This is a genomic window from Verrucomicrobiia bacterium, from assembly GCA_019634635.1.
Lineage (GTDB): Bacteria > Verrucomicrobiota > Verrucomicrobiia > Limisphaerales > UBA9464 > UBA9464.
The window spans coordinates 163,808-184,702 of record JAHCBB010000003.1 but is presented as its reverse complement, the minus strand read 5'-3'; the positions used below and the strand labels follow the sequence as shown (position 1 = coordinate 184,702).

The 20,895-nt window shown below is 67.0% G+C and carries 18 protein-coding genes; 5 read left to right on the top strand and 13 right to left on the bottom strand.

Translation table 11 applies throughout. The features are described 5' to 3' along the window. Window positions 1–194: 194 nt before the first annotated feature. On the bottom strand, window positions 195–1,538 hold the full coding sequence (gene mgtE / locus KF791_03290) for a magnesium transporter (GenBank protein MBX3731600.1): 1,344 nt from the start codon (window positions 1,536–1,538) through the stop codon (window positions 195–197). A 347-nt stretch (window positions 1,539–1,885) separates the two neighbouring features. On the opposite strand from mgtE, the gene KF791_03285 reads away from it, so the two are divergent. After that, a complete protein-coding gene (locus tag KF791_03285; protein ID MBX3731599.1) occupies window positions 1,886–5,074 on the top strand; it encodes an Ig-like domain-containing protein in 3,189 nt (1,062 codons plus the stop codon). A 94-nt stretch (window positions 5,075–5,168) separates the two neighbouring features. On the opposite strand, the gene KF791_03280 is transcribed toward KF791_03285, so the two are convergent. The 6 genes from KF791_03280 to KF791_03255 form a co-directional block, all read right to left on the bottom strand. Beyond that, window positions 5,169–6,530, bottom strand: coding sequence for a Gfo/Idh/MocA family oxidoreductase (locus KF791_03280; protein ID MBX3731598.1), 1,362 nt, complete (start codon window positions 6,528–6,530; stop codon window positions 5,169–5,171). 275 nt (window positions 6,531–6,805) lie between these two features. Further along, window positions 6,806–7,393: a hypothetical protein gene (locus tag KF791_03275; GenBank protein MBX3731597.1), complete on the bottom strand. Its 588-nt coding sequence runs from the start codon at window positions 7,391–7,393 to the stop codon at window positions 6,806–6,808. Then, window positions 7,377–7,694 (bottom strand): hypothetical protein, encoded by a 318-nt coding sequence (locus KF791_03270; GenBank protein MBX3731596.1) that lies wholly within the window; start codon window positions 7,692–7,694, stop codon window positions 7,377–7,379. Before KF791_03270 ends, KF791_03275 begins: the two co-directional genes overlap by 17 nt. 213 nt (window positions 7,695–7,907) lie before the next feature. After that, a complete protein-coding gene (locus tag KF791_03265) occupies window positions 7,908–10,367 on the bottom strand; it encodes a DUF1343 domain-containing protein (protein MBX3731595.1) in 2,460 nt (819 codons plus the stop codon). Window positions 10,368–10,415: 48 nt separating this feature from the next. Continuing rightward, entirely contained in the window at window positions 10,416–11,165 is a 750-nt protein-coding gene (locus KF791_03260) for an outer membrane lipoprotein-sorting protein (protein ID MBX3731594.1), read from the bottom strand. Continuing rightward, on the bottom strand, window positions 11,165–11,365 hold the full coding sequence (locus KF791_03255) for a hypothetical protein (GenBank protein ID MBX3731593.1): 201 nt from the start codon (window positions 11,363–11,365) through the stop codon (window positions 11,165–11,167). The genes KF791_03260 and KF791_03255 overlap by 1 nt, the downstream gene beginning before the upstream one ends. A 294-nt stretch (window positions 11,366–11,659) precedes the next feature. On the opposite strand from KF791_03255, the gene KF791_03250 reads away from it, so the two are divergent. Both KF791_03250 and KF791_03245 read left to right on the top strand, forming a co-directional pair. Beyond that, a complete protein-coding gene (locus KF791_03250; protein MBX3731592.1) occupies window positions 11,660–12,034 on the top strand; it encodes a hypothetical protein in 375 nt (124 codons plus the stop codon). A 601-nt stretch (window positions 12,035–12,635) separates the two neighbouring features. Beyond that, entirely contained in the window at window positions 12,636–14,609 is a 1,974-nt protein-coding gene (locus tag KF791_03245) for a c-type cytochrome (GenBank protein MBX3731591.1), read from the top strand. 22 nt (window positions 14,610–14,631) lie between these two features. On the opposite strand, the gene xth is transcribed toward KF791_03245, so the two are convergent. Then, window positions 14,632–15,396, bottom strand: a complete 765-nt coding sequence (gene xth, locus KF791_03240; protein ID MBX3731590.1) for an exodeoxyribonuclease III — start codon at window positions 15,394–15,396, stop codon at window positions 14,632–14,634. 20 nt (window positions 15,397–15,416) lie between these two features. Further along, window positions 15,417–15,884 carry a hypothetical protein gene (locus tag KF791_03235; protein MBX3731589.1) on the bottom strand — a complete coding sequence of 156 codons (468 nt, stop codon included), beginning with the start codon at window positions 15,882–15,884 and terminating at the stop codon, window positions 15,417–15,419. Window positions 15,885–16,007: 123 nt separating this feature from the next. On the opposite strand from KF791_03235, the gene KF791_03230 reads away from it, so the two are divergent. After that, complete coding sequence (locus KF791_03230; GenBank protein MBX3731588.1) at window positions 16,008–16,952, top strand: lytic transglycosylase domain-containing protein; 945 nt, start codon at window positions 16,008–16,010, stop codon at window positions 16,950–16,952. 130 nt (window positions 16,953–17,082) lie between these two features. Here KF791_03230 and KF791_03225 read toward each other — a convergent pair whose 3' ends face one another. The 4 genes from KF791_03225 to KF791_03210 form a co-directional block, all read right to left on the bottom strand. Continuing rightward, on the bottom strand, window positions 17,083–17,322 hold the full coding sequence (locus KF791_03225) for a ferredoxin (GenBank protein ID MBX3731587.1): 240 nt from the start codon (window positions 17,320–17,322) through the stop codon (window positions 17,083–17,085). 123 nt (window positions 17,323–17,445) lie between these two features. Continuing rightward, complete coding sequence (locus KF791_03220) at window positions 17,446–18,708, bottom strand: HlyD family efflux transporter periplasmic adaptor subunit (GenBank protein MBX3731586.1); 1,263 nt, start codon at window positions 18,706–18,708, stop codon at window positions 17,446–17,448. A gap of 5 nt (window positions 18,709–18,713) precedes the next feature. Further along, on the bottom strand, window positions 18,714–19,400 hold the full coding sequence (locus KF791_03215) for a DUF4956 domain-containing protein (GenBank protein ID MBX3731585.1): 687 nt from the start codon (window positions 19,398–19,400) through the stop codon (window positions 18,714–18,716). A gap of 12 nt (window positions 19,401–19,412) precedes the next feature. After that, a complete protein-coding gene (locus tag KF791_03210; protein MBX3731584.1) occupies window positions 19,413–20,258 on the bottom strand; it encodes a polyphosphate polymerase domain-containing protein in 846 nt (281 codons plus the stop codon). Window positions 20,259–20,488: 230 nt separating this feature from the next. Here KF791_03210 and KF791_03205 point away from each other — a divergent pair, with 230 nt between their 5' ends. Further along, window positions 20,489–20,890, top strand: coding sequence for a c-type cytochrome (locus tag KF791_03205; protein MBX3731583.1), 402 nt, complete (start codon window positions 20,489–20,491; stop codon window positions 20,888–20,890). The last annotated feature ends 5 nt before the right edge of the window (window positions 20,891–20,895 follow it).

Below are 20,895 nucleotides of genomic sequence, written 5' to 3'. Positions count from 1 at the left end.
AAAGGACATGCCCCATCCACTCGATCGAAGTGGCAATGGTGGAGGCGGCGCAGTTCGGGGTCGGAACGGCGGGAGACGTCTTCGACGAGGCGCATGAGGGGGCGTCTGCCGACCCGACCCATGAAGGTCCGAAATCCGGTGCGGACCCGGCCGGGCCGGCGGCGGCGTTGGCCTCCGGAAACGGGCCGCCCCATTCACGCCGCCCCGAGCAGCGCTGACGCGATCCCGAGGTACGTCAGCACTCCAATGATGTCCGCGAGCGACGTCACGAGCGGCGCGCAGGCCGCGGCGGGATCCAGCTTCATTCGCTGCAGGACGAACGGCAGCGACATCCCGATCAGGCTGCCCAGGGCCACCACGCAGGTCATCGAAATCCCCACGACCTGCGCCACGTCCGGCCCCGCCCGCCAACGGGCCACCACAAAAACGGCCGCCGCCATCGTCACCCCGAGACCGAGACTCACCCGCAGCTCGCGCCAGAGCACCTTCCCATAGTCGGCGAGCGTGACTTCCCCCAGCGCCATCGCACGGATGATGATGGTTGCCGCCTGCGAACCGGCGTTGCCGCCGCTGTCCACGAGGAGGGGCAGGAAGAACACCAGGGCGACGACGGACTCGATCAGCTCGGCATGCCGCGCAATGCCTGCGCCCGTGAAGATGTTGATGAAGACCAGCACCACCAGCCAGCCCACCCGTCGCCCGTACATCGCGCCGAAGGAGGCCTTGAGCACGTGCGTCTCCAGCGGCTGGACCCCGCCACCCTTGTGGAAGTCATCCGTCGCCCCCTCGACCGCCACGTCCAGCACGTCGTCTGCCGTCACGATGCCAAGCAGCCGGCGCGCGCTGTCCGTGACCGGCAGCGAATAGTATCCCGTCTGCTTCATCAACCGGACCGCCTCGTCCTCGTGATCGAAGGCCGAGAGCGCGGTGCACTGGTGGTTCATCAGGTCGCTGATCTTCACGTCGGGCGCCGCCACCACAAGCCGGCGCAGGCGGATCTCGTCGAGCAGCGTTCCGTCTGGATCCACGACGTAGAGGACGTTCAAGGTCTCGCTCTCGCTGGCGTGGGCGCGCAGGTGATGGATCGCCTCGCGCACCGTCCACTCCGGCCGCACCGTGGCGAAGTCCGGCGACATCAGGCGTCCCACACTGCCCTCGGGGTACCCGAGCAACATGAGCGCTTCGCGTCGGTCCTCGGACGACAGGAGTTCCATCAATCGTCGCACCGTTCCGGGCGGCATCTCCTCAAACAGCTCCGTGCGATCGTCGGGGCTGAGTTCCGCGAGCAACGTGCGGGTCTCCTGTTCGTTGAACTGCTTGAGCAGCGCCTTTTGCTGATCGTCCTCAAGAAAGCCAAAGGTGTCGGCCGCGAGATCCGGCGGCAGGGCCCGATACAACAGCACCTGGTCGCCCGGCGCACATTGGCTCATGATCGAGGCGAGGTCGGCGGGTTCGAACCGGGCCAGCCGCGCCTTGAGTTCATTCCAGCGCTTCCGGCCGATCAGCAGCCGGATCTCATCGGGAGCGAAGGTCATCATGCCACGGAAGGTTCGCGGACCGACCGCCCCTGCCAAGACGGGTTGGACGGCGGCCCAGATCCACGATCGGGCGTGCTGGTCCACCGTCGCGCGACCCCGGCCAGGGTTGCGATCCGCGCGTTTCTGCTTGCCCCCGCCTGCTGATCGCGATTAACAAATCTGCGGTCCCCTTCACCAAGCCCTGCCCGGGGTCTCGACCCGGGGCCGTGGCAGCAACACCAACATCCCTGCGGAGGCGTATCCGCGATGAAATGGAGGCCATGGACCGCCCGGACGAGGTTCCGTCCACGGGCGTCTTGATTGTGGCGCTGTTGAGTCCGGCCAGTCCCGGGGGGAATTCACCAATCATGAGTCATCACCCATCTGTCGAGATCTCGATTCGACGCCGTATCGCCGGGACCCTTGCGCTGACGGCTGTCGTCCTTCACTTCGGCATCCTGGCGACGTCCGCCCGCGCCGTAACCATCCTGCAAGCCCCGGGATCCACCGTGGCCGCATTCGAGGCGGAGAATCCGTCAGCCATTGTCAATGGCACCCCGGAGTTCTGGGGGCGCGTGACCGACGAGACCGCATCGGGGGGTGCGGCGCTGGAGGCGCTGGGCGAGAACGATGTGGGTACCGCACCCCACAGTTTCGCCCAGTATCGGATCCAGTTTTCCACCCCGGGCACCTACTACCTCTACTATCGCTGGCGGGCCGACCCGTTGCGCACGGAAGGGGACATCTTCACGGCGAACAGTTCGTGGTTCGCCGAGATCTGGGATCCCCCGATGGTTCCGGGCGATCCTTCCGGATATTACCGGTCGAGCAGCAATGACGAGGTCGCACCGGCCGACAACGTCTACGCGTGGCGTCGGGAGCCCGACACGGCGATTTACGAGGTGACCGCGGCGGACGTGGCGTCCGACCGGGACCTGATCTTCGCCGTGGGCACCCGGGAGGCGGGGATGATGCTCGACCGGTTCATCTTCAGCACATCGCCGGATCTGACCGCGGCCGCCCTGGATGCCCTCGACAATTCGCCGACGGACGTCGTGACGCAGGGGACGGGCGACACCTTCATTGCCTTTCAGGCCGAGGGGCGGGCCCGGCTCATCCCGGGAACCCCGGAGACCTGGGCCAACGTCTCCGATCCGGAGGCCAGTGCCGGCGGCGCCCTGGAGGCGGTTGGGGAGAATAACACCGGCACCTCGCCCCATTCCTTCGCCCAGTACCAGTTGCGCTTCACAACCGCCGGCACCTACTACCTCTACTATCGCTGGCGGGCGAATCCCGCGCGCACGGAGGGGGACATCTTCACGGCAAACAGCTCGTGGTTCCCGCTGTCCTGGAATGCCCCCATCATCCCTGGCAATCAGGACGGTTACTACACCTCCAGCAGCAACGCCGAGACGGCCCCGGCGGACAACGTCTACGCATGGCGGCGCGAGCCCGATTCGGCCCTGTACGAAGTGACTGCCGGGGACCTCGCGGCCCCCGATCCCCTGGTATTCACCATCGGCACGCGCGAGGCCGGGATGATGATTGACCGTTGGATTTTGAGTACCGTGCCGGATCTCACGCCCGCCGCGCTCGACGCCCTCCCCGACTCGGGATCGCTCCCCCTGCCGCCGGAGGTCGCTGCAGCCACCGGATCCGCCGCCCTCAACACGGTCGTGATCCAGTTCACGCGGCCCCTGGATCCCGCCACGGTGAGGGCGGACGCCTTCAATGCCACCCCGCCGCTGGCGGTGACCGATGCCCGGCTCGATGCCGACGACGCGCGCCTCGTCCGTCTGTCCACCGCGATGCAGGCGGCCGGGACGGCGTACACTCTGGCAATCACGGGTGTGAAGGATGCCAGCGGCACGGAAGTGGCACCGGGCACCACCGCCCGGTTCACCGCCTGGCAGCGGGTCAATGGCTGGACGCTTACCGAGATCTGGTTCGGGATCCCGGGGAACACCGTGGACGCGCTGCTCGAGGATCCGCGGTATCAGGCCGGCCTGCCGGACCGGGCCTACTGGGTGCAGGGTTTCCAGCTCAACCAGGATCCGCGGGCGGACAACTACGGAGCCCGGCTTTCGGCGTACCTTCAGCCTCCGTCCACCGGGGCCTACGACCTGTTCATCAACAATGATGACGAGGCCCAGTTGCAGCTCAGCTCCAGCCTCTCGCCCGACAATCTCGCGTTCCTCGGCGACTTCCTGCTGTCGCCTCCGGTGTTCGATCCCTTCGTTTATGCGACGACGCCTTCCCTGACCGCCGGCCAGGGCTACCTCCTCTACGGTCTGCTCAAGCAGGGCGGCGGTGATGTGTATCTGAATGTGGCCGGACGCGCCTCGGGCGCCGACACACCGCCGGTGGAATCCTTGCAGCCGCTGGGCGGCGATTGGATTTCGACCTGGATCAATCCCGACCTGGGTCAGGTGACCTTGGTGGAACCTCCGGCGAACCAGAATGTTCCCGCCGGCCGCCGTGCCACGTTCTCCGTGAAGCTCGAGGCCCGGAGCAGCCCGGTGTACTACCAGTGGCAACGCGACGGAGTGGATCTGCCCGATGCGGTCCGGTCCACCTACGTCACCCCGGTGCTGACCGGCGCGGACTCCGGGGCGCGCTACCGGGCCCTGATCCGGGTCGCCGGTGTGGAAACCGCGAGTCCGGAGGCCGTCCTCACCGTTTCCGGCTCCGAACCCCCGACGCGGCAGCCCTACGTGGGCATCAACTTCGTTGGCGGTGGCGGCGGCTCGGTGGGAGGGATCCTCAGACCTCTGGACGTCGCCGGTGTCGTCCCCCAGGAACACTGGAACAACCTTGAAGGATTCCAGTTTGACGGTGTCGCGCTTCAGGATGCCTCCGGTGCGCCGTCGCCGGTCCTGCTGACCTCCTATGAGAACACGGAGACCTGGTACAGCGGAACCCGCGTCGTGGGGAACGCCGACGGAATCCTGTTCCAGGGCTTCGTGGATGCCGGGGCCTCGCAGGAACCGATCACCTACTCCCTGTCAAACGTGCCGCCGGGTTTGTACCAAGTGCTTGTGTACAGCATTGGATTCGATTTTTCGCCCTCGTATCTCCAGGTGTACTCGCTGGAAGCGGGCGGGAGTTATCCCACCTACTATGGCCGGTCGGAGACCGGCCTGAATTACGTGCAATCCCCCGAATTCCGCCGGATGGCGGGAACGGATCCAGGAAATCGGCCGACCGGAAACTATGTGCAATTCGACGCTGTGCAGCCCGCCGCCGACGGGTCCATCACCCTTTCGGTCACCTGGGATTCCACGGAGGCGGGCAACGGGCACCAGCCTGCGGTCAGCGGGTTGCAGTTGGTGAGGGAGTTGCCGCCGCCCCAGAACCCCGTGATCACTGGAATTGCGGTTGAAGGCGACAATCTGCGCTTGGTTTGGACCGGCGGTACCGCCCCGTTCCAGGTCCAGCGGCGGAGCTCGCTGACTTCCGGTGGCTGGGACAACGCGGGAACACCGACCACCACCCGGACCGCCCTCGTTCCGCTGGGTGCGGACCCCGTGGCCTACCTGCAGGTGGTTGGGCGGTGAGCCGATGACGGCCGTGGGTCGCGTTGCGCGGCCCAAGGTTCAGCCCGTTGGCCCCGGCCCGCGATCGGGCCGGGGCTTCACGAGTGCCTCCGCTTCAGGCAGCCGGCGGCTCGAATCCTGCCCGGTAGTTTCGCAGGACAATTTCTGCGTTGGCGCGGTCATGACCCACGAAGCGGCATCCAGCGCCGTCCCAGCGCAACTCCTCGCCAGGAAACCGGGTGGCCTTTACCGCGAGCAACGCCGGCTCGGTGATGCGCCAGCCGACCGTGAACGGGGCCCAGAGGGGCTTCTGCGCCCCGAGGCAGTTGTCGGCCCAGTCCCGCCAGTGGTGGCGCGGTGCAACCTCCGGCATGGGCTCGTGCTCCGCAACCCGTCCCCCTCGGAAGATCGTCAGTTTGCCGTCGGCCTGCAGCAGCAGCGCACCGTCCTCGCAGACCACGAGGGTGTGATTGGCGGGGACCTTCATCGGCGGCAGGCCCAGCGCCGCAAAGGACGGCATCTGGGCGCTGTCGTTGTAGTTCACGACGAACCGGTCCCGGGCAAACCGACCGCCTCCCGGATAGGTCAGGGTGCTCCGATTGTGCGCGGAATGCCCGGTGTTGGCGGGCCGGATGGTGTGGGTCTGCACCGCCACCGGCGAGGGCAGGTCGTAGGCGAAATAAAGCACGTCCAGCAGATGGCACCCCCAGTCGGCGAGCTGTCCGCCGCCGGTCTCCCAGAAGGCCCGCCACCGACGGGGGGCGATGTCCTCACTGTACGGAATTTCCTCTGGGATGGGACCGAGCCAGAGATTCCAGTCCAGGGCCTCCGGCACCGGCTGGGCCGGTGTGTAGGCGCTCCACGGATCGGCAAAGTAATGTCCCTTCTCGATGCCGCCGGTCCAGACGTGCGCCTCGACCGGCCGTCCCAGCCGGTCGGTGCGCAACAGCTCCACCGCCTGCATCCGGCCCGGCAGACAGGCGCGCTGGTTGCCCATCTGCGTGACGAGTTCCGGATGCGCCTCCAGCGCCTCCCGGATCTGGCGCAGTTCGTCCAATTGGTGGACCAGCGGTTTCTGCCCGTAGACATGTTTTCCGTGCTTCATGGCCGTGAGCATCATCGGGGCGTGGTGGAAGTCGGGGGTCTCGACGATCACCGCATCGAACTCCCCGGCCCGTCCGGCGAACGCCTCCCGATAATCCCGCACCGTCCACGCACCGGGAAACTGGCCCCGGATGGCCTCCAGTTCCCGCTGGTCCACATCGCAGAATCCGGCGAACTCCACCATGGGATGATCCTTGAGCTGGCTGCGCTCCAGACCGCCGATGCCGCCCACGCCGATCTGGAACACGCGCAGACGGCTGTTCTTGTTGACCTGCGCCCGCGCGCGGGCGGACAGGGAGAAACCGGCGGCGGTGGCCAGGGCGCCGGTGCGGAGAAAGCCGCGCCGGGACAGGGGGGAGTTTGCTGAATTCATGGGATGACGACCCAATCTCACGTCGCCATCCCGGAAGCTCAAGGCAAACGATCCACCGGGTATCCTGAAATGGACGACGAAATGGAGCCGAAGGAACCAACCGTCGGGCAGTGGAGCCGGGATGCGAAACACGGTTTTTGCCGTGAGTCGTCAAGAGCTCCGGCAACTCCAGGGCAATGCTTTCCCGTTGCCGCCGGCTTCCGGTGATCAACTCCGGGACTTCCGTCGCACCGGCAGGCCACTTCGGCGGACGCGTCCCTCCTCTTGGCGAAGTCTCAGCCCGCCAGCCTCGCCGCGACCTTGGCAGCCATCCGCTCAAATCGCGGCAGGGAATCGGGTTCCTCCTTCAGATCCAGCAGTGGACGAAGCTCCTGCCGCGCGAGGTCCAGGTTGAGCTTGCCAAACTGCCGGATCAGGATGGTCTCCACATCAGCCCAATCCCGGTCACGTCCGGCAAATACCTTGTGGATCAACAAGTCCTCTGCCGAGCAGGTTTGCAGGGACCGGCCGCCGGGCAACAGCCAGGGCGACGCGCGCAGGATCGTGCGCTCCTCAAATGGAAATGCACCCAGGGCGGCATCCACGGGAATTCCTCCCGCAGTTCGCCCCAGGAACACGCGGTGCGTCAGGGCGAACTCCCGGGTGTCCGTCCGCCGGGGCCGCAGGAACTGGAGGAGGCCGTCCACATGCCGCTCCTCGTCCCCGAATCCCGTCAACAGCGTCAGGTCCACGTCCTGTGTGAATCGCGGACTGCCCCAGCGCTGAACGACAATTCCGCCGATGAAACAGAACCGCCATTGCTGGCATTGGCAGAACGCCTCGACTTCCAACGCCGCCGCAAGGACATCACTCAGATCGCTCATTCGGGAGTGGGCTGTCCAGAAACGGTTCGCGAGGTTCGGTGCCCGCCGGGCCGGCAGGGTCGGGTTTGGCCCTCGCCGATTTCGTTCGCCCCTGAAACAGCCGCTGTTGCTCCAGCAATCCGGATTCCTCCGGTTGCCCGCGCCACTCGGCGGCGAAGAGGCGCAAGGACGCCATAATCCGGAAGGCCTCCTGATCGGTCAGGGTGGACAGTTCCCGGGCTCGCGCCACTTCGAGGGCTTCGAGCGTTGTCCGAATCCGGGAACGCTCAGTCCCGGGTGTTGGCGGCTCGGACGAATCCACCGCCTGAGCCTACCGGCACCGCGCCGTCTGTCACCGCATTCCGAGAGCCCCCAGTGGGAATTCCACCCGGTGCTGTCTGGAACTGGCACTGCGCGCCAGGATCCTGGGGATCGTCGTCCGACATCATGCCGACGCTGACTTGAAGGCCGCTGGCGCGGAGGCCTTCGGACTCCTCAAATCCTCAATGTCCGGGCCGTTCTCCGCGCTCGAACTTCACCGCGGATACAAAAGCCAGGGTCGGCGGCGTTCCTCGAAGCGGACCAGATCAGCCTCCCAGAGGTTGCGGATGGATGCCAGGGGCTCGCCCTTGCGAATGGCAGCGAGGACCGTTGGATGGACCAGCAGACGCTGCATCCGGTCCAGGTCCAGGCGGTCCGGGTAACGCCGGTGCATCACGGTCGCGAGGGCCACCCCGAGGTCGGCCGGCTTCAGCCGATCCCGGTCGGTGAGCACCAGGCGCACGCCGCCGCACTCCTTCCCGGCAAACACGCTGGCGTCGGGCGTGAAGCGTACCGGCTCGAATCGCACGCCGTTGAGTCCGACCTGGTTGAGTTCGGCCGCCAGTTCCTTTTCCTGGACGTAGGGTGCCCCGAGCACTTCGAACGGCGTGGGCGTGCCGCGGCCGACGGAGAGGTTGCAGTACTCCAGCAGGCCGACGCCGGGATAAAGCGTCGCCTGCGTCAGGCTGCGCATGTTGGGCGAAGGGTTCACCCAGGGCAGGCCGGTTTGATCGAACCATTGGGATGGAGCCCATCCGCGGATCGGAATCACGGTCAGGTCGGCCCCAAATCCGCGCTCGGCGTTGAACAGCCGGGCCAGTTCTCCAACGGTCATTCCGTGGCGCAGGGGGATGTCGTGCCATGCGACGAAGGTTCGTTCCCCAAGGGCGACCGGGCCCTCCGTCCGTCCCGTCACCGGATTCACCCGGTCGAGCACGATAAACCGCCGGCCCGCCTTCGCTGCCGCCTCGAGGCAGAGGCCCATGGTGGAAATGTAGGTGTAGAACCGGCAACCGATGTCCTGAATGTCAAAGACCAGGGCATCGAGGTTGGCGAGCTGTGCCGGGGAGGGGGCGCGCCGCTCACCGTAGAGGCTGAACACGGGCAGGCCGGTCCCGGGATCCGTGCCATCGGCGATCGCCTCCTGATCCAGGGCCCCCCGGATCCCGTGCTCCGGACTGAACAGCGCCATCAGCAGAACGCCCGGAGCCGATCGGAGGAGGTCCGCCGTGGACCGGCCCTGACGGTCCCGTCCGGTCTGGTTGGTGACCAGCCCCACCCGGAGTCCGCCCAACGCGGCGAAATCCGTCGCCACGAGCACATCAACTCCGTTGAGCACCTCCGCCGTGGGGATTGCGGGTGATACCGCACGGGCCGGCACGGCGGTGGGCTGCGTTGGCGGAGCGGCTGCGGGTCGCGCCGGCGGTCCGCCGGACCGCATCGCCGGCGCGGAGAGGGCGGCGAAGTCCACGCCGCGAACCGCCCGGGCGGCCAGCGTTCCCACCTCGCGACGCAGGGCCAGGACGCTCCCCGCCTCGGTGGGGTGATTCCGGTTGGCGAGCAGCAGGACAAAGGTTTGCGAGAAGGGATCCACCCACATCGAAGTGCCGGTCCAGCCCGTATGGCCAAAGCCGCCGACGGGGAACACCGAACCGCGCTGGCCGGCATACGGTGAGTCGAGGTCCCATCCGAAGCCTCGTTTCGGCAGGCCCGACGGGGATTGCGCGGAGACCATCGCCTGCACCGTCTCCGGTCGCAGGACGCGCGCCCCGTCGAGTTGACCCTCCCGCAGGCACATCCGCGAGAACCGGGCGAGGTCCGCCGCCGTGGTGAACAGCCCGGCATGACCCGCGACGCCTCCCAGGCGCCGTGCCGTGGGGTCGTGGACCACGCCGCGCAGCACCCACCCGTTGGTCAAAACCTCGGTGGGTGCGATGCGTGCCACCTCCGCCGCGGGAGGGGGTGATGCCGGAAGGTCCCACGGGCCCGTGGGAAGAAACGGGCGATACCCGGTGTCGCGCATGCCCAGCGGACGGAACACCTCGCGCTCGCAGAACACATCCAGCGGTTCGCCGCTGACCCGTTCCACGAGAAACCCGAGCAGGATGAAATTGATGTCGCTGTAGCGGAAACGGGTTCCCGGCGGGTCGGCGAGCGGTTCGGAGACGGCCAGCGCCAGCGCGTTGGAGCGTCCGGTCCAGGCCGGGTCGCGTGGCAGTCCGGCGGCGAGTCCGGAGACATGGGTCAGCAACTGGCGCACGGTGATCGCTTCACGGCCGCCGCCGGAGAACTCCGGCAGGTACCGTCTTACCGGCACCTCCAGATCCACACGTCCGGTCTCCACCAGTCGCATCACCGCTGGCGTCGTGGCCACGACCTTGGTCAGGGACGCGGCGTCAAAGACCGTTTCCTCGGTCATCGGCTCCTTCGCCGGAACCAGGGACTGGTTGCCCAACGCGCGGCGATGCTGCTGGCCGTTGCGCTCAACCCAGACCACGGCGCCCGGCAGGCGTCCTCCGGCAATGGCGTTGCTGACAGCGAGATCAAGGGCACCCAGGGGGCCGGGGTCCAGGCCGGCCGGAGCTCCCCTGGAGGCCACGCAGGCCATGCAGGCCAGTCCAGCCAGCAGCCATCTCCAGTGGCCGCGCTGCCACGTCCTCGGCCATCGCCTCACCCGCGCACTTTGACCGGTCGCCTCGCGAGGGTCTAGCCCGGCCGCAGCTCATTCCCCTGCCTTCAATTCAAACTCCAGCTTCGTCGCCGTGCCCCGAACCTCATCAATCATCTCCATGTCCCGGAGCTGCCAGACACCGTCCACCTTCTTGAGCGACCCGATGCTGAAGCGTTTCACGATTTTTCCTGAAGCGTCGTAGGCGTCGGCGAGCATCAGGCCGTTGTGCTCAATGCTGACCCAGGAGAGCACTCGCGTGTAGCCGGGGGCGGAGGGATCGGTGCTTTCCAGGATCTTGCAGGGCTGGCCCTTCTTCATCGGAGGCGGGTTGCGCGGCAGCACGCGCTGGCCGGGCCAGTGCAGAAATTCAAGCCCAAGCTCCCTCAGGGAAAAATCCGAGCCGGCAAAGGGTTGGACGGCCTCCGCGGACACCGGCTCCGTCGTCGCGGGATCATCGCCCACGGTCATGCGGTACTCGGGCGGGCGATCCGGGGTTCGAATCACGGTCAGGGTCTGCGGTTGGGGGCCTCCGGCGGCATACACCACCTCCCAGGAAGACTCCGGGCCGATGCGATTGATGATCGTGAGGGGCAGCCGGCGGGTCCCGCCGCCGGCCTCACGGATTCGGAGGGTCGCCTGATTCGTGAAGCTCTCCACGGGCCGCATCGCCCGCACCTCGGCCGCGAGCAGCCGCCCGTCCTCCTCCGCCCGCAACACCCGGTCTGCCGCCACGGCCAGCCAGGGCAATGCCAGGAAGGCACAGCACAGCGCGAAACGCATGCGGGAGCGCATGGTGGTCATCAGCGCCCGGTGACCAGGATCCGCGGGGCTTCACCCCGGCGGCCGCTGACCAGCACGCCCGGCGGGCGCGTTCCCACCGAGTCACAGCCGCAACCGGTCCGGCGATGAAATCCGGGCCGACGCGCGCGCATCCAGCGCCAACCCAGCGTCAGGAGCGTCGCCGCTACAACGGCAAGGGCCGCGGGTTCCTGCCAGTCCATGGCTCCAGCGTAACGGGAGCCGTCCCCAAGGCAACCTCATGGGCTGGCAGGAGAGGGGCCGGCGCCTGCAGAAATGGGTGGCCGGCAACAAGGGGAACGTTTGTGGATGGCTTCCTCCGGTGGGCCTAGCCCCGCGCGCACCGCGCAACTTCGAGCCGGACTTGCGCAGACTCCCACATGAGGACGGTTCGGCGGAGCCTCACTTGCCTTCCAGTCGGCTTCCGGGTCGGTGCGGGGTGCCCGCGGCCAATGCGGGAATTGACGCCCGTGAACCTGACGGTGTTGATTGCTCCAATGCGCGTTGGGTTGCTGTTCATGATGATGGGGCTGCTGGCGTCCGCTGGCTGCCGAACCATCCCCGAGGTGCCGCCCGCACTTCCGTCTCCCCCCCCGCAGCCGCCGGTGCGCCTGATCCGACCCCTGGATGCCCACAAGGGCCGTGTCCACTCGGTCAACGAGCGTTTGCGCTTCGTGGTGCTCGACTACTCGTTGCAGTCCCTGCCGGCCGGGGGTGAAGTGTTGGAGGTGGTCCGAAACGGCGAGGTGATCGGTGAGGTGAAGGTCACAGGACCGTTCCGGGCCAGTACCGTGGGCGCCGATATCGTGCGCGGCGATCCGGAGGCGGGGGATGTGGTGCGTCCCGCACCGGTGGCGTCCACTTTGCCGTGACAGGCGGCCTGGCGGTGCCTGGTGGTGCCGGGTGGACCCGGCGGGCGACCTTGGTGGGGGCACAAATGAGCTGTCCCACTGCTTTGGTGGGGTGAGGGGGCCACCAATGACCTGTCCCTCTGCTTTGGTGGGGCAAGGCTCCTGCCGCGCCGTACGCGAAACAGTGAGGCGACCTTGTGGGGACTCCACGGGGGCACGGCTCGCCGGAGGCTCCCACCGGGGCGGGGGGCCCGGGCGGGTGACCCCGGTGGTGGGGTGCGAGGGGGCCACCAATGACCTGTCCCTTTGCTTTGGTGGGGCAAGGCTCCTGCCGCGCCGTACGCGGAACAGCAAGGCGACCTTGTGGGGACTCCACGGGGCACGGCTCGCCGGAGGCTCCCACCGGGGCGGGGGGCCCGGGCGGGTGACCCCGGTGGTGGGGTGCGAGGGGGCCACCAATGACCTGTCCCTTTGCTTCGGGCAACAATTGACCTGTCCCTCTGCTGTCAGCCGTACCAACCCTGATGCACCGGATCCGGTCCGCCGCAGGGAAATGGATTTACCTTCAGAGGACCCGCAATATCGTCTCACGAAATCGAGACGGTTGTGTCCGTTGGGTCGCATGCATTCCATCAATGAATTGTTCGGATGGGGGGTCAGACGCCGCCGCTGGGTGACGGGAGTCCTGGCGGCGCTGGGCGCCTTTTCGTGGGTGCCGGGAGCGGACACGGCGAACGGCGTCCTGAGGACCATCACCTCTCAAGGTGCCAGTGACGTGGCGGTTGTTGGGGAGCTTGCGCTTTTTGTCCCTGCCGGAGAGCCGGCGACGCCCCTGGTGCCTCCGGGACCATTCACGGCGCGGTGGGAGGGGTTCATCAGTTCAGACCTGCGGGCTGAGTACGGGTTCGCCGCAGCGCTTGCCGGAGAAATCCGGCTGACGGTCAACGGCACCCTGGCATTGGAGGCCGCATCGGACGGCGATGGTTTGTTGACCGGACGCATGGTGCGGCTTGGCAAGGGACCCAACCCGTTCCGGCTGGAGTACACGGCTCCGGCCCGGGGCGATGCGTGGATGCGCCTGTACTGGACGAACAGCGAAACCCCTCTGAATCCGGTGCCCATCGCGGTGCTGACGCCGACCAACCATCCGGGTCTCGACGCGTCCGGGGCGGTGCGAGCCGGTCGTGATCTGGTGTACGAGTGGCGTTGCGTGCGCTGCCATGGGACCTCCGGGACGTCCCCCGAGCTGTCCATGGATGCCCCTTCCTTCAATGGCATCGGCGGCCGGAGGCAGACCGAATGGATGGCCCGTTGGATTGCGAATCCGGAGGCGATGCGTCCGGGTGCGAGCATGCCGCAACTGTTCCACGGGGCGGGTGCGGCCGTGAAGTCGGCGTCGGTGGCGGCCTATCTGGGAACCCTCAAAGGGCCCGCCACGGAACCGATGTCGGGCGACACGGAGGCCGGACGTGCGTTGTTCGAACGGTTTCACTGCATCGCGTGTCACGGGGAGCCCACCGACTCTTCGGTGGGTCCCGGCCTGGTTTCTCAGAGGCAGGTCCGTGCCAAGTTCTCCCCGGGGGCTCTCGCCGCGTTTCTGAAGAAGCCCGAGGAGCACTATCAATGGATCCGGATGCCAAACTTTCAGTTGAGCGACACCGAGGCGCGGGATCTCGCATCGTACCTGGATTCGGTGGCGGATCCCGCTGGTTCCGCCACGGAACCGCCAGGAGACGAACAGATTGCCGAAGGGCGGACCCTGGTCGCCACATCCGGCTGCCTCAACTGCCACCAACTCGACGGGGTGAATAACGAGTTCTCCGCAGCGGCGCTGGCGGACCTCCCTGCGGCGGCGTGGACCCGCGGGTGCCTGGCCGAAGCGGCATCGGGAGACGGAAAGGCGCCCCGCTTTCCCTTCGGCGGAGAGCAACGAACGGCATTGCGGGCCTTTGCGTCCACCGACCGGTCGTCGCTGGCCCGTTTCACGGATGCTGACTTCCTGGACCGACAGTCACGGCACCTGCAGTGCGCGGCCTGCCATGGCCCGTTTGAGGGCGTTCCCCACTGGGAGTTGTTGAAGGGCAAACTAAACCCGGAGTGGGCAGCCCGCTTCATCGCGGGCGGCGAAACCCGTAAGCCGCGCCCGTGGCTGGAGGCGCGCATGCCCGGGTTTCCGGCCTATGCCGGCCCGCTCGCCCGTGGCCTTGCCACGATCGCGGGGCATGGCCCCGGGGCGCCCGCGGATCCGGTGCCGCCCGATGCGTCCGAACTGGCGGTGGCCGGCCAGAAGCTGGTCTCGGGCAATGGGGGCTTCGCCTGCGTCAGCTGCCACGGTGTCGGCGACTTCGCGGCCACCCAGGTGTTTGAGGCTCCGGGCATCAACCTGGCCTACAGCCACGAACGCCTGCTGCCGGACTTTTTCGGACGCTGGTTGCGCGCGCCAACCAGCCTCGATCCGGAGTCCAAGATGCCCGTGTATTTTGACGAGTATGGGCGCAGTCCCCTGCCGGACGTGCTCGACGGGGACGGCCCAAGAACGATCTCTGCGATCTGGGAGTATTTGCGGCCCGGCTGGAAGGCCCCGCGGCCGGAGTGAGCACCAGCCGGGATGCGGGCGTTCACCGCGGCGGCGGCGTCAGCTCAATCCCCACCGGGCAATGATCGGAGCCGGGGATGTGGGAGGCGATGAACGCCCGCCGGAGGTGCGGGCGGAGCCGGGGACTGATCAGGAAATAGTCAATGCGCCAGCCGACGTTTCGGGCCCGGGCGCCGGACATCGGGCTCCACCAGGTGTAATGGCCGCCACCGGTTTCAAACTCCCGGAAGGTGTCCACGAACCCCGCGTCGAGGAATGCGGAGAACCCGGCGCGCTCCTCGGCGGTAAATCCGTGGTTCCGCGTATTGGCCTTGGGGTTCGCGAGGTCCAGTTCGGTATGGGCGACGTTGAGGTCGCCACACCAGATCACCGGTTTGGTCGTCTCCAGGGACTTCAGATAAGCGAGGAGATCGCGGTCCCACTCCTGGCGATAGGGCAGGCGCACGAGATCGCGCCTGGAATTCGGGACGTAGACATTGACCAGGAAGAAGCCGGCGTACTCCGCGGTGAGCACCCGGCCTTCCCGATCGTGGTGCGGCTGCCCGATTCCGGTGATGATCCGCTGTGGACGCTCCCGGGTGAAGATCGCCGTGCCCGAGTAGCCCTTCTTTTCGGCGCAGTTCCAGTAGGTGGTGTAGGCCGCGGGCCAGAGGGCCTCGATCTGGTCCGGGGAACACTTGGTCTCCTGGAGACACAGGATGTCCGGTGATTCCGCGGCGAGGAATTCGAGGAAGTTGCGGCGCAGGACCGCCCGGAGCCCGTTGACGTTCCATGACACCAGCTTCAACGGCGGCCTCCTGGCGCGGGTCAGCGGCATCGGAACCCCCGAAACAGCCCGAAACCCGTGAAGAATCCCGTGGGCAGGATTCCGGTGGCCCAATGACGGGCGGTTTCCGCCTGGTGCTGGGTCCAGGAGGCACCCTCCCGGACCTGACGCTCGAACCCCTGCCAGTCGAGTTGGAAGATGCCGGTCAGCTTGAGCACGGCCAGGCCGCCCAGCAGTGCCCCGGCTGCCACGAGCGCGAAGCGGGTGATCCCACGGAGTGCGAATCCGATCAGGAAGCCGCCTGCGTATCCGCCGGCAAGCCGGACGGCTGCGAGAGAGGACGGTCGGGGATCTCCGGTCCCGGTGAGGCGTCCGTAGATCCAGAAGGCGAGGCCGGCGATCACCGCCACGGCGGCGAGTCGAAGCGTGCGTGACCGCCACAGGGGCAGCAGTTCCCGTTGCATCCTCGATTGAAGCCGTTCGGACAGGCTTGGTTCCGGGGCGTCCATGGCGGGGTGCTGTGTACCCGTGCCGGCTCGCGGATCACAACCGAAACTTTCCGGGTACGGCGCGTTCCTCAACGGCGGTCTTGCATCGGGCATGGCGCGGCAGAGATTGCTCCGAAGATGCCCATGTCTGCCCACACGCGGCGCCGTTTCCTGATGCTGGCCGCCCATGGCCCGGCACTGGCGGTTGCGGCGCCGCCGGACGTCCTGTCGCTGGACGACCTCCTGCGCTCGGGCCGGCGCCTGGCGGAGGAGTCTCTGGACGAATCGGCCCTGAAGACGATCCGCGGCGGGGTGGATCCGACTCAAGCCGAGGCGCTGTTGAAAGGTCTGCAACAACAGTTCCAAGGGGACTACGTGGTGGATGTTGCCCGCTTTCGCAGCACGGCCGAAACGGTGCTGCCGATCCTGGAACGGGTCCCGGCAATCCGGCCCTATGCCGGATGGCTGCGGCCCCGGATGGATTACTTCGACGTGGCAGACCAGTTGACGGTGAGGGTCCCAGCGCCGCGCCCCGACCGGCCGGTGCCTCCGCGGACCAATCCAACCCCGGTGCGGGAGCGGCAGGCCTGGGAGGCGCAGGTGCGGCGGACGCCGGCTCCGAAGGGCGCTCAGGCCTGGGTGCCACGCCTCAAGCCGGTCTTTCGTGGGCAACGGGTTCCTCAAGAACTGGTCTGGCTGGCCGAGGTGGAGTCCTCGTTCGATCCACAGGCGCGCAGCCCGGCGGGTGCGGTGGGATTGTACCAGCTCATGCCGGCCACCGCTGAATCCCTGGGGCTGAAGCTCCGGCCCCAGGACGAGCGGCTCTTGGGCGACAAGAATGCCCGGGGTGCGGCAGCGTACCTGAGGACGTTGTACCTTCAGTTTCGGGAATGGCGGCTGACGCTGGCGGCGTACAATGCTGGGCCCGGGCGGGTCGGAGGTCTCCTCAAGTCCCGCAACGCACGCAGCTACGATGAGATCGCCACCCGGCTTCCCGCGGAGACCCAGATGTACGTCCCCAAGGTGGAGGCCGTTGTGCAGCGTCGGGAGGGGAAGGCGTTGACCCGGCTCCCACCGGCCGCAAGCTGATCCGGACCTTGGTCGAGCCGTGAACGGGGCCCTTCGCTCCTCGGGGGGAGGGCTCGTTGAAAACGAAAAAGCCCGCTGTGAAGCGGGCCTGTGGGCGGAGACCTCCGCTGTAGAAATCCGGGATGCTCCCTCAGGACTGGTCACCAAAATTGCCGATGGCCTCGACGGGGCAGCCCTCCATGGCCTCCTTGCAGGCCGCCTCCTCCTCGGGGCTTTCGGGCTGCTTCTTCACATAGCTGTAGCCGCCCTCCTCCCAACGCGTGAAGTTGTTGGGCGCGGTTTCGCGACACAGGTCGCAGTCAATGCACTGGTTGTCCACGAAGTAGCGTCCCGTGACGTTCTCCGGATACTTGTTTGCGATGTCAGCCATGGGGTGGGGCGATGGATAAAAGTGGCCCGCGATATATGGGATGGGACGCCCCGGGCGGCAAGCCGGTTTTTTGATCGAAGGCCGGAAATCGGTGCGGCGCGCCGCCCGATGCCGGCCCCGGGATCACGGACCGGTCGGATGCAGGTCCACCACCTCGCCACCGATGACCCGGAGCCCGGGGGGCAGGCTGACGAGAAATGGCAGGCCGTACTCGATGGTGCTGGGGGAGGCGGCGCGGGGAAGCAGTTGCGGCAGGATCGGCTCCATCTGCGTGCCAATCGCCACCACCCTCCCAACCCCGGTGTCGTGGTGCCGCGAACGGGACCGGACCGTCATGAGCGTATTGGTGGTGAGCTCCAGATTGGCGGGTTGGCGGAGATACCCGACAACCTGGCGGGATTCCAGGGCGCTGATCGTCAGGAAAATTTCCCCGGCGAGGACGTGCTCGCCGACCCGACGGAGCACGCTCGAGACGGTGCCGTCCATCGGAGCCACCAGCGTGATCGGTTGCACCTGGGATTCCATGGCCCGCAGCTCCTGATCCTCGAAATCCAGAACGGCGCGCACCACCGCCGGCATTTCCGCGTCAATGCGCCCGGCCTCGGGCTTCAAGTCCTCCATGGCCCGCTCGATCCCCGCGACCAGTTGCTCCCGCTCCCGGATCTGGCCGGTGACGTCCGCAAGGTCACGGGTGGCGATCTGGTAGTCGGCCACCCGTTCCAGCCCGGCACCGGACAGGATCCAGGTGGGCGACTGCGGCGCCGGGGTGGTTGCGGCTTCGGCTTCGGCTTCGGCTTCGGCTTCGGCTTCGGAATCGGGGGCGCCGGAAACGCCACCGGAGCCGGGCGCGGCCTCGTCATGAAAGCGGGACTCGGTGATCCGGGCGCGTTCGCGCAGCCAGTTCATCAGCTGCTCCTGGCGGTCGAGCTCGAGCTGGAAATAGGTCTGATGCGCCTTCAGGGAGGCGAGTTGGGCGCGCTGATCCATCCACTCCAGTTGCAGCCGCAGGAGGGAGATCTGGTTGTTTTGCTGACGCAGACGCGCGTCGAGGCTCTCGCGCAGCAGTTCGAGGCGCTGGCGTCCGAGGTCGAGTTTTGCAGCGATGGCCCGGGGGTCGGTCGGGATGACGACCGCGAGCGGCTGGCCGGCGCGGACCTGCTCAAGTAAGCGGACCTGCAGTGCGGCAATCTCGCCGCTCTGCGGGGGCGCGATCTGGGCCCGGATGGCCTCGACCTCGCCCACAAGCTGGGACGGCCCGACGTAGCGCTTCCAGGTGACCACGGTCATCCCGAGCACCGTGGCAAACACCACCACCGGCAGGACCGCGATGCGGAACTCTCGAAAGACGGCGCCCGGGGGCGCCGGAATGCGGGGGAGGGGTTCCATCAGGGTCACACTTCGGATTCATCCTCCGCCCGCAGGCTGGTCACCCGGGACACTCCGGGAAGGGCCCGAAGCTCGCCGAGCAGTTCCTCCAGCCGGGAGTGGTCGCGCAGCAGCAGCCGGTAGCTCAGATCCGTGCCCTCGTAGCCGACGTTGGACCGCTGGCTGGCAATCGTGGTCCGCCGCGCGTGCCGGTCGAGCAGTCCCGACAACTCGCCCAGATCCCCCTGCGGACGCCCCCAGTGCAGATTGAGGATCAGGTCGTACCGGTGGCGCACCCCGAACTGCGTCCAGTGCAGGTAGAGCATGAGGATCGCGAACACGAGGGTGCCCACGATGGCGGTGGTGAACTTCCGGGTGCCGCAGGCCATCCCGATGGTGATCGAGGCGAGGATGTAGGTGGTGTCGAGTGTGTCGCGCAGGATGTTGCGGAACCGGACGATGGCGAACACGGCCATCAGCCCGAAGGCGATGAGCAGGTTGTTCGCCATCACCATCATCACCACCGAAACAATCAGGCAGAGGACCACCAGGGCGTTGACGAAGGAGCGGGAGTAGCTGAGGCCGCTGTGGCAGGCCATGTACACCCAGGCCACAACGTGCCCGCCCAGGAAGGCGAGCATCATCCCAAGGGCCATGCCCATGAGATCATCCGGCCCGCTGCTGTAGTCGCCGTGCAGGAGGAAGTTGCCCATGCCTCACCCGGGTTATGCCGCGGTCGCGAGGAGGTTGTCGAGCCGGCTCAGGCGGGCCTCGCGCCGTCGTTCGGATGCCGCCGCCGACATCGCCGCAAACGGGGTGACGCCCGCCGGGCAGAAGGAGGCTTCGCCCTTCCGCGCCACGCCGTCGGCATACTTGGACGCCGACCCCTGGCGCAGGTTGAAAACGCGCACGAGTTCCTTGAACCAGTCCGGGAACCGTCCGGTGAACTTCAACTCGAGCACGACCAGCCGGCCAAACACGCAGGTCGGGTCGTCCATCTGCTCGGAAAACCGGGTCACGAACTCGGGCGAAATCGCGACGTTGCGGTCCAGGGTCACCCGCACCGAGTTGTCGGCCACGCTGATCCAGGCCTCCCGGTCGTAGCGCACGTGCGCCACCGGGACCGCGCGGTCCCGGTGCATGAGGTCCACGAAGCGCTGGATCGCCACCAGCTGGCGGGGATCCCCGGACACGAGTTCCGATGGCGACGGCAGGTGACCCGCGAGCACCGGTTCCACCGCCGAGCGCTTGATGCCGGAGCGCTGTTTGAGAATGGCGTCGTTCATCCGGCGCTTGATCTCGAAGAAGACCGGGGCGTGCGTGTTGTCCTCGTAGAATCGCAGGCGCAGCTTGTAGCGGTTCTTGTTGCCGTTGATCGTGCCCCAGTAGATGGCGAGGTCCGTGGAATCGAGATAGAGGTTGTGGATGGTGTAGCTGAGGTCGGGCCGCTTGGCGCCATACTCGTCGAGCTCCAGGTACGGGCGGACGAATTCCCGCACGGCCAGTGCGAGTTCCTCGGGAACCACGTACTTCAGCTCCCATCGCTGCAATTGTAGCTTGTCCTCGCCCATGTCGTGCGTCGTCCGTTGCCCCGAGGGTTGCACCCGTCCGTCACTTCGATGACACAAAATTGTCACGCAATTCTCAAAGAAATTCTGGAGGCCGTCTCCCGGTTGCAGCCGTCGCGGAGTACGCCCATCCTAGCACACGCTGTGCCGTTACAAAGTTCCCCCGATCTGGAGTTCGGATTGCCTTTGACCTGCGCCGGGGTGGCGACTCAGCCTCCCGTCCGTTTGATCGCATGAACACCGCAAATCGAGTCCTCACATCCCTGGGCCTCCTCACCGGGGCCGTCGTCCTCTGCATCGCCGGGGTGGATCCCGGCAAACTCCCGGCCCCGGCCCCGGTCCAGGGCGTCACCTTCGACAAGGACATCAAGCCGCTCTTCGAAAAGTCCTGCGTCAAGTGTCATGGGGCGGAGAAACAGAAGGGCAAGTACCGGCTGGATTCCCTCGAGGCGGCGCTGAAACCCGGGGAGAGCGGGGACGCCGTCCTGAAGGGAGACAGCGCCGGAAGCCCGCTGGTGCACAGCATTTCGAGGCTGGACCCGGACATCGAGATGCCCCCGGACGGCAAGGCGGATCCGTTGACGCCGGAGCAGGTGGCTTTGGTCCGTGCCTGGATTGATCAGGGCGCGAAGTAGGCGCC